Genomic DNA, 14,608 nt, shown 5'->3' on the forward strand with positions numbered 1-14,608 from the left:
ATGAGAGGGATGCCCTCGCACCGAGGGCATGGGACCGCGGTGCCGGGTGCGGACGACGGCGGTGCTCATACCTGCACCTGCCGACCCGGCAACCCCCGATCGGTTTCATCAATGTATCAGATACTCATTCAGCAGCAACAAGCAAGCATCAACTATTCGGCTAGTCGTAGCGTTCACGTATCCTCTACAAGAAACCGGAACCGATGACGAGACAGGAGACCGACATGGCCCGAGCACTGCGTGCCGATGCTGAGCGCAGTGTGCGCGCGATTCTGGAGGCGGCCGAACGGGTCCTCGCCCAGGACGCGAATGCCCCGATGGAGCAGATCGCGGAGGCCGCGGGACTGACCAGGATCACCGTCCACCGCCGGTTCGCGAACCGGCAGGCACTCCTGGAGGCGCTCACCGTCTCCGCCAAGGAGCAGCTCATCGACGCCATCGAGGATGCCCGTCCCGACGCCGCTCCCGCGCTTGTCGCGTTGTACCGAGTCACCGCGAACGTGCTGCGGGTCAAGAGCAACTGGCGCTTCACTCTCAGCCACACCAATGCCCACAGCGAAGCCGCAGCCGCCCTATGGGCCGAGATCGACGGTCACACCCGCGAACTCCTGTCCCGGGCCCAACGTGAGGGGCTGCTCGCCCCGGACGCGGATCTGGACTGGACGCGGCAGGTGTACTACGCCCTCCTCGGCGAAGCCCTCGACAGGCCCGGCGCCGACGCGGACCCGGCCGCCCAGGATTCAGACATGCTGGCCACCCTCGTCATCGACACACTCCTGCACGGCGCAGGACCACGCGGCTGAGCGTCCCCCCTCGGCCAGACGCGAGATGCTCCAGGTGTGCCCGATGTACAGCCCGACGGCCTGGAAAATTGCCATAGAAGCTCTGCCTCAATACCCGGGGCGGAGCCTCTGCGCGTTGGAATGCGAATCCGCTGCGGGCGGATTCGAAGGCCGTCCTGGAGCTGGCGCGATCGTCCTTCATGCCTGCGGCGCGATCCTGTCGGGCCTCGTTGAGGCCGAGTTGAGGCCGCAAGGACAGGAACGGACTGACAAGGGCTGACTATCCCCAACATGGATAACCGCATCTGACCTGCGAGAACGCCATGGATGAACGTTGATCGGCAAGGACCGACAAGATCCTCAAAGGACTCATAATCCGTCGGCCGTGGGTTCGAGTCCCACCCGCCCCACTTGTGCAGGGTTCTGACCTGCGGAAACGTTCATTTTGTCCTGTCGGATCGTCAACTTCGCCTGAACGGACTGAATCCGCTGCTCGTGGGTTTGGAGTCGGGCGGTGCTCCGGGAGTTCCAACCGCATCTGACCTGCGGTGGAGTAGGTGATCCTGGTTGTTGCCAGCCTGTGGGATGACGGCCCCGGGGGCTTGCTATCAAGATCCAGGGGCCGGGCAGGGGACGGGACGACGCAGGCGTAGCCGTGCCGAGGGTGTCCCCGGGCCGGTTCTTTGTCTCATTTGCTTGCCCTGCGCGCCGCTCGATGCCAGCCAGAGGGCTGGCCGCCTGTGTGCCGTTGTCGCGCGTTGAGGCGAATGTGAGCAGGTGACCGAGAGAGTGCGTTCTGGCGATGGGCGAGGGAAGGGGGCCTGCCTGTGGAGGCATCGAAACGGCATCGGGAGTGCGCGGGTTCCCCGAGGTGTCAGGTCTTCGCCCGTGGCTCCCGTATCCGATACGCGTTCGGGCTGACGCCATGTTCCCGCTTGAACGCGGCGCTCAGGGCGAAGGCGTTGGAGAAGCCGACGCGGTGCGCCACCAGGGCGAGCGTCGCGTCGGGCTCGCGCAGGAGCTCGGCGGCCAGAGCGAGGCGCCGTTCCCGTAGGTAAGTCATCGGCGGACGGCCGACCAGGGCGGTGAAGCGGCGGGCCAGGTTCGCCCGGGACGCTCCGGCCTCGGCCGCCAGGGCGGGCAGTGTCCAGGGGCGGGCGGGGTCGGCCTGCAGCAGGCGCAGGGCGGGACCGACCACGGGGTCGCTTTGGGCCTGGTACCAGCCGGGGATCTGGGTGCCGGGGCGGGTCAGCCAGGCCCGCAGGGCGGTGATGAGCATCAGGTCCAGCGTCCGGTCCAGGAGGATCTGCTGCCCCGGCTCCTCGCGGGTGATCTCCTCGAAGACTGCCGAGCTCACCGGGCAGGTACCCAGTTCAGCTTCGACGACGGCCAGCGGCGGCAGCGCCGCGAGCAGCCGGCTCGGTACGCCGTGATCGGCGGAGTAGAGGCCGCTCAGGAGGAGCGTGCCGCCAGGCTCTGTCGTGCCTGAGGGGGGCGTGCCCGGAGTTCGCGCGGCGACCGACTCCTCGCCCCGCACGGTCGTGCAGCGACCTCCTGAGCGGATCACCACGTCCGGTTCGGTGGCCGGGTCGTCCGCTATCACATACGGGGCGCCACCGCAGAGCACGGCGACATCTCCGGGGCCGAGCCGCGCCGGATCCGCGTCCTGCGGAATGACCCAGACAGAGCCGCGCAGGAGTACTGCCAACGCCAGCGGCGAGCCGTCTTCGAAGCGAGCGGCCCAGGAGCCGGGGAGGGCCGACCGGTTGAAGACCGCGCCACTGGTCCTTACACCGTTCAGCAAGTCCGTCAGCGGATCCGTGCTGGTCAGCGTCATGGGATCCTCCATGCCGGTCAGCGTAGACGAACGGGTATGGACCTGAGTTCGCACGGCATGGTCGGGGCGGGCAGTGGCTGGTTCAGTTGAATTCATGAACGACGAGACGATCCTGGTGACAGGGGCTACGGGCAAGACCGGCCGCCGAGTTGTGCGGCTGTTGGAGGAGCGGGGCACGACGGTCCGCGCGGCGTCCCGTTCCGGTACGCCGTCCTTCGACTGGACCGATCGGAACACCTGGGAGCCGGCACTGCACGGGGTGGGGGCCATGTACCTCGTCGTCCCCGACCTCGGCAGCCCGCAGGCCACGGAGACTGTCGCCGCGTTCGCCCGGCAGGCCGCGGCGGCAGGGGCCCGGCGAGCGGTGCTGTTGTCCATGCCCGAGGGCGGGGGCCCGGACTACGAGCAAGTCCTTGCCGCGGAGCGGACGCTGGAACACGTGGGCCTGGAGCGGACCGTGTTGCGGCCGCGGTGGTTCTTCCAGAACTTCAGCGAGGACTTCCTGCGTGACCCCGTACTGAGCGGTGATGTGCGGCTGCCGGCCGGGGACGGCAAAGAAGCGTTCGTCGACGCCGAGGACATCGCCGAGGTAGCGGTCGCCGCTCTCACCGAGAACGGGCACGCCGGGCGGGACTACGAACTCAGTGGACCGCGGCTGATGACCTTCGGGGACGCGGTCGCGGAGATCGCCCGGGCCACGCACCGCGACATCCGCTATGTGGCCCTGAGCCCGGAGGCGTACGGGGCCGAGCAGCGTGCGCAGGGCGTGCCCGAGGAATGGGTGCGTCTGTCGGTCGGCCTGTACGAACACGTCCGATCCGGCGGCCTCGACTCGCTCGACGACGGCGTTCAGCGTGCGCTCGGCCGGCCTCCCCGGGACTTCTCCGAGTACGTCGACACTGCGGCCCGGGAGGGCGTCTGGAACACCTGACCTCCCCCTGCTGCACTCTGCACGATCGGCCCTCTCGCCCGGACGGCCTCCGCGCTCCACGACGAACCGGCGACCCGCCCCGCCGGGATGGCGCCCTGCGCTTGGTTTCTCCATTGCTAACACCCCGCTGGCACTATCTGTCGATGTCGGGAACGAAGAATTCCCGGCCGTCTCACTCGACCGTTGTTTCAAGGTCGGCAGGGTGCCGAATGCCCGACGGCCGCCGCTTCCCTGGGACGGATACGCGAAGCCATGGCGAATGCGTTCCGGGATATCCCGAATTCTTCACCGGAACAAAGCACGAATACATCAGGGCGTCAGGAGAGTCATGGAGACGACGGAGGCCGTGGTCGTCGGCGGTGGCCCGACCGGACGCTCGCTGCCTGGCTCGCGCTCGCGGGCGTCGATGTGGTGGCGCCATAGGCTGTCCGAGCGCCGCGTTCAGGTCAGGGCGCTCAGCCCGCAGCCTGTACCGCCGAGGTGCTCGACCTGCGCGGTCCACTCGACGCTGAGCAGCAGGGTGTCATCGCCATCGGCGCTGATCGGCACTTCGCCAGGCTGGTGCCGTTCGGTGACGACGGCCGACCGTGCGTCCCCGCCCGAACCCGGCGTTCGTCGCCGCAGCCCGCCCGTGGGCAGATCGCGTCGACGCGGTCCGGGTGCCGGAGCCCCCGCTCACCGGTGAGGGCGTCGGCGCGTTCCTGCCGCCCGGACGGCCGTGTCCGCCGGAACGCTCCGGCCAAGTGTGACCTGAAGGCGCCCTGCCCTCGTGGCCCGGCGCTCCCGCCTGACACGGAGTTGCCCGTCCGGCCGCCGGTCGGGAGTTCCCGGAATATTTTGCGTTTGACAATCCGGCCAGGTTTGTGCACGGAGTATGTCTTTCCTCAGCTGTTTTGCTCACATGTCGGCCTGCTCGTCAAGCCTGAAAACAATCACATCGCAACCGGTCCTCGCGGTTCGATATCAGTTGCAGCCCGGTGTTAGTGTCCCGTCCCGGTGCCAGGCCGTACACCAACCCCGCCGGAATTGGATTTGACAATCCAGGTTTGTTCCTTGTTCGGGTGAATCCATTTTCGGCGTCCCTCCGTCGTCCCTTGGAGCTCCCTTTGTCTGCCGACAGCACCACCACCCCCGCGCAGCCGGGTACCGACACGTCCGGGGCCTCCCCCGGTGGTCGGCGCCTCGGCCTGGCGCTCTTCGTGATCGCCGCGGCCCAGCTGATGGTCGTTCTCGACAACACCATCACCAACATCGCGCTGCCCAGCATCCAGACCGACCTGGACGTGTCCGACGCGAACCTGGCCTGGATCGTCAACGCCTACGCGCTCGCCTTCGGCGGCCTGCTGCTGCTCGGCGGGAAGGCAGGCGACCTCTTCGGCCGACGCCGTATGTTCCAGGTCGGCATCATCGTCTTCACCCTCGCCTCCCTGCTGGGAGGCCTGGCCCCGAACGAAGGTCTGCTCATCGGCGCGCGCGTCCTGCAGGGCGTGGGCGCCGCGATCGCCGCGCCCAGCGCGCTGGCCCTGATCACCACTACCTTCCCGTCGGGCAAGCCGCGCAACACGGCGATGGGCGTGTACGCCGCGATGGCAGGTGTCGGCGCCACCGTCGGCCTGCTGCTCGGCGGCATCCTCACCGACGGACTCGACTGGCGCTGGGTCTTCTTCGTCAACATCCCGATCGGCCTCGCCGTCCTCGCCGGCACCAAAACCCTGGTCGAAGCCGAACGTCACCCCGGCCGCCTGGACATCCCCGGCGCGATCACCGGCACCGGCGGTCTGATCGCCCTGGTATACGGCATCACCCGCGGCGGCGAACACGGCTGGACCAACAGTCTCACCCTGGTCTCCTTCGCCACGGCGGCGGTGCTGCTCGCCGCTTTCCTGCTCCTCCAGGCGCGCGTGGCGGACCCGATGATGCCGCTGCGCCTGTTCAAGGACCGCACGCGGGCCGGCAGTTACGCCACGATGCTGTTCATCGGCGCGGGCATGTTCGCCACCTTCTACTTCCTGACTCTCTACATGCAGCTGATCCTCGGCTACAGCGCGGTCAAGACCGGCTTCGCCTATCTGCCTTTCAGCGTCGGCATGGCGGCCGCCGCGGGCATCAGCTCCAAGCTGGTCACCCACGTCGCACCGCGGTTGATCGCAGGCCCCGGCCTGACGGGCGCGGCAGGGGGCATGTTCTGGTTCGCCACCCTGGAGCCCGACTCCTCGTACGCCGCATACCTGATGCCCGCGATGTTCGTCACCGCCCTCGGCCTGGGGATGGCCTTCGTCCCGATGACGGTGACCTCGGTGAGCGGCGTGGACCACCTGGACACGGGCGTCGCCTCGGCGCTGTTGAACACCGCCCAGCAGATCGGCGGCGCGCTCGGACTCGCGGTCCTGTCGACGATCTCGACCTCGGCGGCCGACGACAAGCTCCCGGAGGCGGCCTCCAGCCTCTACCGGGGCCTGGCCACCAAGGACTTCGGCCTGGTGTCGAAGGCGGGCGAGGCGCTCACTCACGGCTACACCATGGCCTTCGTCGCTTCGGGAGCCATGTTCCTGGCGGGCCTGGTGGTCGCGGGCCTGGCCGTCAACGCGGGCAAGCAGCAGCACGCCGAAGGCGCCGCGCCCGTCCACATGGGCTGACCTCACGAAGAGCGGCGCCCTCGTCCATGTGGGCCGACACCAGCAAGGGCGCGGCCCGGCGGACACGGGCCGACTCCCGACCCGGCCACGACGACGACGTACGGCGGCGGCGTCGGACCACGACGCCTCCGCCGTACCGGAGCGGACACACCATGACCACCCCACAGCGTTCTCAGCCCGCACGCCGGCCTGAACCCCAGCAGCCCGCCGGGCCCGTCCCGGCCCTGGCCCGGGCCTTCGGCCTGCTGGGCAGAGGCTGGACCGGCCTGATCCTGGCGGCCCTGGCCAAGGGCCCGATCGGCTTCACCCAGGTGCGCGAGCGGGTCCCCGGCATCAGCGACAGCATGCTCGTCGACCGCCTCCAGGAACTGACCACGGTCGATCTCGTCGCCCGGACCGTCGGGCCCAGACGGGACTGCGCACTGCGTCCGACGATCCCCACCGCAGGCTGCACCTGGACGACGCACGGGCGCTGACCCGCCGCGTGTACGAGTCGGGACTGCTCCTGTGCGGCACCGCGGACCAGGTCCAGGACCAGATGAAGGAGATCTACGCGGTCTACGGCGGCCGGCCGACTGGACTGGTTCGTCTGGGAGTTCTGGGCACAGGCGCTGCCCGGTGAGCTTGCACCGGACATCCAACGCGAGCAACTGAAGACCTACGCCGAGCAGATCATGCCGGCGTTTCGCGACATCGTCTCCTTCACCTTCACCGACAAGGAATGACCGATGCCCAGACTGCCCGCGCTTCTCGCCCGGATGATCGAGACTCGTGGTAGGCCGTGCGCGGTGATCGACATAGAGGATCTGTCGCCGTCGTTCCGGCGGGTGCACCTCATGGGCGAGGATTTGCAGCGGCACGAATGGGCGCCGTGCCAAGTGACCACGTTCCTGGTCTCGCCGACAGAGTTCCGGCGTTACACGCCGGACGCGTTCGACGCGATGGCGGGGCGGATGTCCATTCTGTTCTACCGGCACAGCGTCGCAGTAGCGGGCCCGCCTTCGCCGGGCGATGCGTGGCTGGACGATCTCGGGGTCGGCGACCTGGTCAGCGCCATGGGGCTGGAGGCGACTCGGAGCTTCAGGGCACGTGCCGAGCCAGGAACCGTGTTCGTGTGCGGCGACGGCACCACGGTGGGACTGTGGCACTCGATGATCCGCTGGCTGGGCGACCGGGCCCGGGTGTGCGGCGTGGTCGAAGTGCCCCTCCAGGACGTATCGCTGGTGCGGTACCTCCTGCCCGGCGTGGACGGTGTCGCGCAGACCGAGCAGCCGGGGGAGACGGTGTTGTCCTGGCTGGGCGACGCTCCGCCCGGGGAGATCACCCGCGCCTACCTGTCCGGGCATGGGCAGACCATCCAGCGAGCCCGCGACCTGGTCCGCGACCGGTATGGCCTGCACCGGTCCGTCATCCACACGCAGCCGTACTGGGCGACCGGAAAGGTCGGCTTGTGACCAGCGACCTCGTCACGTCCCTGGTTAGACTGCACCGCTGATGAGGGCCTTGACGCGGCCAAGTCCTGGCAAGCCCCCTCCAGCGGTGAGGTGGCCATGGACGACCCCGACAGACGGTGCCGGACGCCGTAGGTCTCATCCAGCACAAGGTCTCGGTTCCGGACGCGCCCGAACGCCTGGTCCCGCGGCCGAGGATCGAGCGAGCCCTCGGCATGCTCATCGAGCGACGGCAAGTGGTGCTCGTACTGGCGACGGCGGGGGCGGGCAAGACCATCGCCATCAGTCAGGCGACGGCGCACCTGCCCCACCCCGTGGCGTGGTTGTCGGTCGACGCGACCGACACGCGGCCGGGACGCCTGCTCGCCTACCTCGAGGACACGCTGGCACGGCACGTGCCGGCCGCCCACCAGGTGGCGACCCGCGCACTGCGCGCGGGCATCCCGCATACCGAGTCCGCCGGGCTGCTCGCCGAGTCCCTGAAAGGGCACCGACTGGTGCTCGTCCTCGACAACCTGGAACGCCTCGGAGTGTCGGGAGACGGATGGGAGGCGCTCGGGGCGTTCCTGCACTACCTGCCGCGAACGGCGCGCGCGGTACTGCTCAGCCGACGTGACATCCCGGCGGCGATTCACCGGGAACTCGACCCGACCTCGGTGGCCTCGCTCCGGGAGGAAGACCTCGCCTTCACCGTCGAGGAGGCGGCCGGCGCGCTGAGGCTCAACGACAACACCACGATCGACGCGGCCGAGGCGGTGTCCGCGACGGGCGGCTGGGTCACCGGTGTGCTGTTCGAAGCCTGGCGCTCCGAGGAGCACACCGCGATCGTCGGAGGCGAGGCCGACCCGCTGCACGGCTACATCGCCTCCCGGATCCTCGCGGAACTGCCCCGCGCCGACCGGGACTTCCTCGTGACGACCTCGGTCCTCGACGCGATCACCGCCGAACGTGCCAGGGCACTCGGGCTGGACAGCCCCGCGCGGCGGATGCAGTCGCTGAGGTCGGTCAGGTGTTGGATCGTCAACTTTGCCTGAACGGACTGAATCCGCTGCTCGTGGGTTTGGCGTCCGGTGGTACTCGGGGGATTTTCCACCCCTCTGACCTGCGGCGGAGTAGGTGTTCGAGGTTGTCGCTCGCGGTTCGGGTGGCTGCCTTGCGGGCCGATGCCAAGATCCAGGGGCCGTACAGGGGCCGGGGCGGCGCAGAGGTGTCCAGGTCGACGGTGTTTCGGGGTCGATTCGTTGTCCCATTTGATGGTTGCGTGGCTGGGGCAGCCATCCACAGGGCGGACAGTTGAGTACCGGGCCGGCGGCGGAGGCAGTGCTGATACCGGCGGATGAGGAAGCGTCCCGGTGATGGCAGGCGGGCAGGGAAACGGCCCGAAGGGGAAACGGCCCTGATGGGTCACTCGACCCTCTCGGCCGGCCTCGCGCCACAGTCGCTCCCCTGGAGAACTTCTGGCTGTCAGGAACCGCTGCCACCGCAGCAGGTGCCGTGGTTTTGCCAGTTCAGGTGAAGCCCGGTTGGAGTCGGCCCGGCAGGTCGCATTCCGGGTGCGGCAGGAATGTACGGCGATCTGTCAGAGCGGTTCCTCCCACTCGCCGGTTGGGCCCCGCCCGGGCGGCCGGGCCGGCATGCGGGCTGGTCACCGGTGCTGCGCCGTGCCCAGCTCGTCGGTGTACCGGGCGAGGGCGTGCTCGGCCGTGGGGACGGGGCCGAACAGCTGCTCCTGGCGGCGGGGGTCGGCGACGTAGCGGCCGCTGTCGAACCAGCCGAACATCGCGGCCATGTCCTTGACCAGGGGCATGAAGCGGCCGACGGTGGCTCCTGCGGCGCGGGCGACGGCGGAGGGGACGGCCCGTACCTTGATCTTCTTTCCGGCTCGGTCGCCCATCAGGTCGGCCATCTCGCGCATGCTGACCGGACGGTCCCAGCCGATGTCGATGCGCTCACCGTTGTCTGCTTCGGCGTCGACGGCGGCTGCCAGGTACGCCGCGAGATCGGAGGTGTGGACGAAGGTCAGCGGGACGGTGGTCTTGCCGATCCACGTCAGGCGGCCCTTGTCGATCGGGTTGCCCGCCATGGTCGCGATCTGGTCGAGGAAGGCTCCCGGGCGCAGTGCGACGAACGGGACGCCGAGCTGTTCGAGCTTGTCCTCGGCGATCTTCTTGTGCCAGAAGTGCGGGACGTGGGACGTCTGGTCGCTGGTGAGGATGCTGGTCAGGACGAACCGCCGGATGCCGGTGCGGTGGGCGGCCTCGGCGAGGTTGGCGTTGCCGACGGTGTCGATTTCGTGCGCGTTCTTGCCGCCGCGGGTGTAGCCGGCGGCGGTGGTGATGACGGCATCGGCGCCGCTCATGGCGGCGACGAGCGAGTCGAGGTCGAGCATGTCGCCGCGGGCGATCTCGACACCCCGGCTTTCGAGCCTGCTCGCGTCGGTAGTCGGCCGGACCAGAGCGCGGACGTTCTTGCCGCGCGTGAGTAGTTCGTCGACGACCTTGCCGCCGAGGGAGCCGGTCGCGCCCACGACGAGGACGGGGAGGGTGGTGGACATGGGGGTCTCGCTTTCCATCAGGTCAGTAGTGGGGGGGGATTAGGTGAGCGAGGCAGTGGTGTACTCGATGTGCAGCCGGCTGGCCGGCGACAGGGAAGGGCTCGCCGTCCCTGTGGGGGTGTTGCCCTGTCCCGGATGAGTGCCGTCCTGCCTGCACCGGGACAGCTCGTCCTTGCCCGGATGTTGAGGCCCCGCTCAGACCCGTTCTCCCTGACATACGGGGGTGAGCGGGGGTAGGGCCACATCCGCGGGCTCGGCTCACCGGGCTTTTCCGGCAGTTGGGGCGGTTGGCTCTGTTCAGCACGGGTCTGAATGAGCCGAGTGCGCTGCAGCACTGTCCGCTTTGCAGGGACGCCGGAAACGAAGCGCACTCCAGGCCGGAACCGGGGTACAGGCCGAGGGGAGTTACTCGGATTCTTCCTGCGGAAGAGCGCTGCTGTTGATCGCGTCGGCGATGACGTAGGCGGTGCGGACGAAGGACTCCGCCTGCTGCGCCGACAGGTTCAGCGCGGAGGTCTCCTCCAGGGCCTGCCACATCGCCGCGATGGGCTCGCGCATGGCTCGGCCCTTGTCGGTGAGGTGGACGACCATGACGCGCCGGTCGTGTGCGGCCGGCTCGCGGACGAGCAGTCCGGCGTCCTGCATGCGGCGCAGGGACTTGGAGACGGTGGAGTGGTCCAGGCCGACGCTCTCCAGCAGCTCGGACTGGGTCTGGCCGTCCCGGTCGAGGAGCTGCATCAATAGCAGTTCCTGTCCGGGATGCAGGTCCATCGCACGGAGCATGGCGGCGGCGCGGGCGCGGTGGGCGCGGGCGAGCTGGAAGATCGCGTAGCTCATCGGCCCCTCGCTGGCCGTGGAGGGCGTGCGGTGTGTGGAGGCGGACATCGATTCCTCAGACGGTGTGGGTGGGGTAGTCGGTGTAGCCGGCCACTCCGCCGCCGTAGAAGGTCGCCGGGTCGGGGGTGTTCAGCGGCGCGTCAGAGCGTAGCCGCTCGACCAGGTCCGGGTTGGCGAGCGCGAGGGCGCCGACGGAGACGAGGTCGGCCGTGCCGTGGTCGATGTCCTTCGCGCGGGTGGGCAGGTCGGTGCCGGCCCGGTTGAGGATCAGCGTGGTCGGCCACAGCGACCGCAGGGTGCCCAGCAGCTCGTCGTCGCCCGAGTGCATCACGTGGAGGTAGGCGAGGCCGAGCGGGCTGAGCGCACGTAGGAGCGCCGGATACAGCTCGGCGGTGTCGGACTCGGCGATGTCGTTGTAGGGGTTGCCGGGGGAGATGCGCAGGCCGGTGCGGTCCGCGCCGATCTCCTCGGCCACGGCGGTGGCGACCTCGACGGCGAAGCGGACGCGGCCCGCGATGGAGCCGCCGTACTGGTCGGTGCGTTGGTTGGTGTTGTCGGCGAGGAACTGGTGCACGAGGTAGCCGTTGGCGCCGTGGATCTCGACGCCGTCGGCGCCTGCCGCGACGGCGGCCGCTGCGGCGCGGCGGAAGTCGTCGACGGTCGCCACGACCTCCTGCGTCGACAGCGCACGGGGTGCCGGCATCTCCTGGGGCCCGGCCGCGGTGAACATCACGCCCTGCGGCTGGACCGCCGAAGGGGCGACCGGCTGACGCCCGTGAGGAGTGTTGTCGGGGTGGGAGATGCGTCCGGTGTGCATCAGCTGGATGACGATCCGGCCGTCGGCCGCGTGCACGGCGGCGGTGACCTTGCGCCACCCGGCGATCTGGTCGTCATTGTGGATGCCGGGCGTGAGGAGGTAGCCCTGGCCGTCGGCGTTGGGCTGGGTGCCCTCGGTGATGATGAGCGCGTGCGAGGCCCGCTGGGCGTAGTACTCGGCGTTCAGCTCGGTGGGAACGCCTTCGGGTGTGGAGCGGTCACGGGTCATGGGGGCCATGACCAGGCGGTGCGGGAGGTTGATGTCTCCGACGGTGGTCGGTGTCCACAGGGCGTTCAGCATGAGTGGTCCTTCGGTGCGGTGCTGAGCAGAACAGGGCGGAACAAGAGGGAAAGGCGGGCGTGATCAGTCGAGGGTGAGGACGAGCTTGCCCCGGCCATGCCCGGCGTCGCTGACCTGCTGCGCCGTGGCGGCCTGGGTGAGCGGGTAGGCGGTGACGGTGGTGACGAGCTTGCCGGTCGCGGCGTCCTGCGCCAGGGCGGCCAGGCGGGCGGCCGAGCGTTGCCGGCCGCCGCTGGAGAAGGTGACGCCGAGCTGGTGCGCGCGGAAGTCGGCGATGGTGACGATGCGCTCGGTGCCGCCGCGCAGGGCGATGGAGTCCTCCAGGGCGCCCTTCCCGGCCAGGTCGAACACCGCGTCCACGCCGTCGGGGGCGAGCGCCCGGACCCGCTCGACCAGACCCTCGCCGTAGAGGGTCGCGGTGGCGCCGAGCGAGGTGAGGTAGTCCTGGTTGGAGGGTCCGGCGGTGGCTATGACACGCGCTCCTCGGGCCGTGGCGAGCTGGACCGCCAGGGTGCCGACCGCTCCGGCCGCGCCGTGCATCAGTACGGTCTCCCCGGCGGCGACGCCCAGCAGGTCCAGGACCCGCTCGGCCGTCTCGCTCGCCACCGGCAGCGCGACCGCGTGCTGCCAGTCGAGGCCGGCGGGCTTGGGGGCCACGGTGGTGGCCAGTGCGTACTGGGCGTACGAGCCGGTGTCCGACCAGCCCAGCACCTCATCGCCCACCTTCATGTCCTGCACGCCCTCACCCAGGGCGTCCACCACGCCGGCGAGCTCGGCGCCGGGAACGGCGGGGAGCGGGGTGGGGAACGCGGCCTCCATCGCCCCGGAGCGGATCTTGCCGTCCAGCGCGTTCAGCCCGGCCGCCTTGACGCGGACGCGGATCTGCCCGGGGCCGGGCTGCGGGACCTCGACGTCCGCCTCGTGCAGCACGTCGGCGCCTCCGAAACGGTCGAACAGGATGGCTTTCATGACGACTCCTCTCGTGTTGCCGCCCATTTAGGTGGCTGGACACATAATCAACGTAACAGCAAACATGTGGCTAGCCAAGTATTTGTTGTCGCTGCCGAAAAGGATCAGATCCAGAAGGGGGCGCAGACGGGTGTGACCCCGCGCGTGCCTCGCGCGTCGAGAACGGTCAACTGGAGCGCAGCGAGGTCGACGCCCTCGCTGCCTACGTCGAGCCGCCCTGCGGCAATTCGAAGATCGTCGCTGACTTCGGCGATGAGACCTGCGTCCTCGGCTGATCCGATCGACACGCTATGACCCAGGTCCATGCGCGGTCCGGCGGACTGGGGTCGCCCCTTGTATCCCGTCGGCAAGGGGATCCGCTGTGCGAAGGTTCCATCCGCTGGGCTGAACTGGGTGGAGGTGGCGGTTGCTGTCGCGACTCCGTCTGGGAGACCCTCAGGGGCCATTGAGGGATCCGTCGCATCTCCCTCGCGTGGTCTGTTTGTGATCGATGGCCACTCGATGTTGGTGATGTATCCTGGGTGCATACATCGTGGACGTTGGAGGTGTCCGATGTCCGTCACACAGATTGATCTCGACGACGAGGCGCTGGCCGAGGCCATGCGGCTCATGGGCGTCACGACGAAGAAGGAGACCGTCAACGCGGCCCTTCGGGACTATGTGGCGCGGATCAAGCGGCTTGAGGCTGCGGAGAAGTTGGCCGCGCGGGGCGCACGTGGTGAGTTCGAGCAGGCCGCGGCGGCGCATGACGCGGAGAAGCGTGCGCGACGCGAGGCCTTCGAGTGATCACGTATCTGGTGGACACCTCGGCTCTGTGGCACCTGTTTCGCACCCCAGGTGCGTTGCGTCCCTGGGAGGGACACATTGCCGCCGGGGTGTTCCACCTCTGCGAGCCGACACGTACCGAATTTCTCTACTCGGCAACCAGCCCGTCCCATCGGGATGACCTCGCAGAGGAACTGGACGCGCTCTGCCCGCCCTCTCCGGTTCCGAAGAACGCCTGGCGTTGGGTCGACACCGCACAGTACAAACTGACCCAACGGGGCCGGCATCGGGCGGCTGGAGTGATCGATCTGTTGGTGTGTGCGACAGCTGTACACCATGGGCACACCGTTCTCCACGTGGACAACGGCTTCGCTACGGTGGCCGGAGTCCTCAAAGAAGTTCAGCAGCGAGACGCGCGAGCCTGACCTCCTGGGAAACATTCACGTGTGTCAGCCCCGCCGGCCTCTCGTTGATCGACGGCCACATCATTGTCCTAGGACGATGAACCTGGTCGGTTCGCTGACTGCGGCTGTCGCACCGCCCAGATCCGCGAGCCGCGAGGCAAGGGTGGCCTCTGCGAGCCGGGTTGGCAGTGCTGCGCTGAACTTGAGGCCGTTCAGCGCCCGTGCGTCCACTGCGGGAAGGCACAGTTGATCTGTTGCTTCCGCGATGGCCTTCATCCATTTCGCGGGTGCCACGTCCTCGCGAAGTCGATGCAGGTGTGCCTGT

General features: G+C 68.8%; 14 protein-coding genes. 8 read left to right on the forward strand and 6 right to left on the reverse strand.

Translation table 11 applies throughout. The features are described 5' to 3' along the window. Positions 1–203: 203 nt before the first annotated feature. Complete coding sequence (locus tag ABZ027_RS09700; RefSeq protein WP_356766166.1) at positions 204–803, forward strand: helix-turn-helix domain-containing protein; 600 nt, start codon at positions 204–206, stop codon at positions 801–803. Positions 804–1,656: 853 nt separating this feature from the next. Here ABZ027_RS09700 and ABZ027_RS09705 read toward each other — a convergent pair. Further along, positions 1,657–2,631, reverse strand: a complete 975-nt coding sequence (locus ABZ027_RS09705) for an AraC family transcriptional regulator (RefSeq protein WP_356766168.1) — start codon at positions 2,629–2,631, stop codon at positions 1,657–1,659. A gap of 82 nt (positions 2,632–2,713) precedes the next feature. On the opposite strand from ABZ027_RS09705, the gene ABZ027_RS09710 reads away from it, so the two are divergent. From ABZ027_RS09710 to ABZ027_RS09730, 5 genes are all read left to right on the forward strand, one after another. Beyond that, positions 2,714–3,550, forward strand: a complete 837-nt coding sequence (locus tag ABZ027_RS09710; RefSeq protein WP_356766170.1) for an NAD(P)H-binding protein — start codon at positions 2,714–2,716, stop codon at positions 3,548–3,550. 1,106 nt (positions 3,551–4,656) lie between these two features. Beyond that, on the forward strand, positions 4,657–6,186 hold the full coding sequence (locus ABZ027_RS09715) for an MFS transporter (protein WP_356766172.1): 1,530 nt from the start codon (positions 4,657–4,659) through the stop codon (positions 6,184–6,186). 152 nt (positions 6,187–6,338) lie between these two features. Then, the gene (locus ABZ027_RS09720) at positions 6,339–6,662 is read left to right on the forward strand and encodes a helix-turn-helix domain-containing protein (protein ID WP_356766174.1); all 324 of its coding nucleotides are present in this window, start codon (positions 6,339–6,341) and stop codon (positions 6,660–6,662) included. 252 nt (positions 6,663–6,914) lie between these two features. Next, positions 6,915–7,640, forward strand: coding sequence for a hypothetical protein (locus ABZ027_RS09725; RefSeq protein ID WP_356766176.1), 726 nt, complete (start codon positions 6,915–6,917; stop codon positions 7,638–7,640). Positions 7,641–7,756: 116 nt separating this feature from the next. Beyond that, on the forward strand, positions 7,757–8,671 hold the full coding sequence (locus tag ABZ027_RS09730; protein WP_356766178.1) for a hypothetical protein: 915 nt from the start codon (positions 7,757–7,759) through the stop codon (positions 8,669–8,671). A gap of 611 nt (positions 8,672–9,282) precedes the next feature. On the opposite strand, the gene ABZ027_RS09735 is transcribed toward ABZ027_RS09730, so the two are convergent. From ABZ027_RS09735 to ABZ027_RS09755, 5 genes are all read right to left on the reverse strand, one after another. After that, a complete protein-coding gene (locus tag ABZ027_RS09735; protein WP_356766180.1) occupies positions 9,283–10,191 on the reverse strand; it encodes an SDR family oxidoreductase in 909 nt (302 codons plus the stop codon). Between the two features lie 405 nt (positions 10,192–10,596). After that, positions 10,597–11,076 carry a MarR family winged helix-turn-helix transcriptional regulator gene (locus ABZ027_RS09740; RefSeq protein ID WP_356766182.1) on the reverse strand — a complete coding sequence of 160 codons (480 nt, stop codon included), beginning with the start codon at positions 11,074–11,076 and terminating at the stop codon, positions 10,597–10,599. Between the two features lie 7 nt (positions 11,077–11,083). Continuing rightward, entirely contained in the window at positions 11,084–12,145 is a 1,062-nt protein-coding gene (locus ABZ027_RS09745; RefSeq protein WP_356766184.1) for an alkene reductase, read from the reverse strand. Positions 12,146–12,208: 63 nt separating this feature from the next. After that, positions 12,209–13,114 (reverse strand): NADP-dependent oxidoreductase, encoded by a 906-nt coding sequence (locus ABZ027_RS09750; protein ID WP_356766186.1) that lies wholly within the window; start codon positions 13,112–13,114, stop codon positions 12,209–12,211. Positions 13,115–13,218: 104 nt separating this feature from the next. Beyond that, positions 13,219–13,419, reverse strand: coding sequence for a hypothetical protein (locus ABZ027_RS09755; protein ID WP_356766188.1), 201 nt, complete (start codon positions 13,417–13,419; stop codon positions 13,219–13,221). A gap of 247 nt (positions 13,420–13,666) precedes the next feature. Here ABZ027_RS09755 and ABZ027_RS09760 point away from each other — a divergent pair, with 247 nt between their 5' ends. Both ABZ027_RS09760 and ABZ027_RS09765 read left to right on the forward strand, forming a co-directional pair. Further along, positions 13,667–13,900 carry a type II toxin-antitoxin system VapB family antitoxin gene (locus tag ABZ027_RS09760; RefSeq protein WP_053672219.1) on the forward strand — a complete coding sequence of 78 codons (234 nt, stop codon included), beginning with the start codon at positions 13,667–13,669 and terminating at the stop codon, positions 13,898–13,900. Beyond that, positions 13,897–14,304: a PIN domain nuclease gene (locus ABZ027_RS09765; RefSeq protein ID WP_356766190.1), complete on the forward strand. Its 408-nt coding sequence runs from the start codon at positions 13,897–13,899 to the stop codon at positions 14,302–14,304. Before ABZ027_RS09760 ends, ABZ027_RS09765 begins: the two co-directional genes overlap by 4 nt. Positions 14,305–14,608: the final 304 nt, after the last annotated feature.

It is taken from the genome of Streptomyces sp. NPDC006332, assembly GCF_040612855.1.
Taxonomy (GTDB): Bacteria; Actinomycetota; Actinomycetes; order Streptomycetales; family Streptomycetaceae; genus Streptomyces.

Coding starts and splice junctions, on each gene's coding strand:
- ABZ027_RS09700 (WP_356766166.1), top strand. CDS start 204: ATGACGAGACAGGAGACCGACATGGCCCGAGCACTGCGTGCCGATGCT.
- ABZ027_RS09705 (WP_356766168.1), bottom strand. CDS start 2,631: ATGGAGGATCCCATGACGCTGACCAGCACGGATCCGCTGACGGACTTG.
- ABZ027_RS09710 (WP_356766170.1), top strand. CDS start 2,714: ATGAACGACGAGACGATCCTGGTGACAGGGGCTACGGGCAAGACCGGC.
- ABZ027_RS09720 (WP_356766174.1), top strand. CDS start 6,339: ATGACCACCCCACAGCGTTCTCAGCCCGCACGCCGGCCTGAACCCCAG.
- ABZ027_RS09725 (WP_356766176.1), top strand. CDS start 6,915: ATGCCCAGACTGCCCGCGCTTCTCGCCCGGATGATCGAGACTCGTGGT.
- ABZ027_RS09735 (WP_356766180.1), bottom strand. CDS start 10,191: ATGTCCACCACCCTCCCCGTCCTCGTCGTGGGCGCGACCGGCTCCCTC.
- ABZ027_RS09740 (WP_356766182.1), bottom strand. CDS start 11,076: ATGTCCGCCTCCACACACCGCACGCCCTCCACGGCCAGCGAGGGGCCG.
- ABZ027_RS09745 (WP_356766184.1), bottom strand. CDS start 12,145: ATGCTGAACGCCCTGTGGACACCGACCACCGTCGGAGACATCAACCTC.
- ABZ027_RS09750 (WP_356766186.1), bottom strand. CDS start 13,114: ATGAAAGCCATCCTGTTCGACCGTTTCGGAGGCGCCGACGTGCTGCAC.
- ABZ027_RS09755 (WP_356766188.1), bottom strand. CDS start 13,419: ATGGACCTGGGTCATAGCGTGTCGATCGGATCAGCCGAGGACGCAGGT.
- ABZ027_RS09760 (WP_053672219.1), top strand. CDS start 13,667: ATGTCCGTCACACAGATTGATCTCGACGACGAGGCGCTGGCCGAGGCC.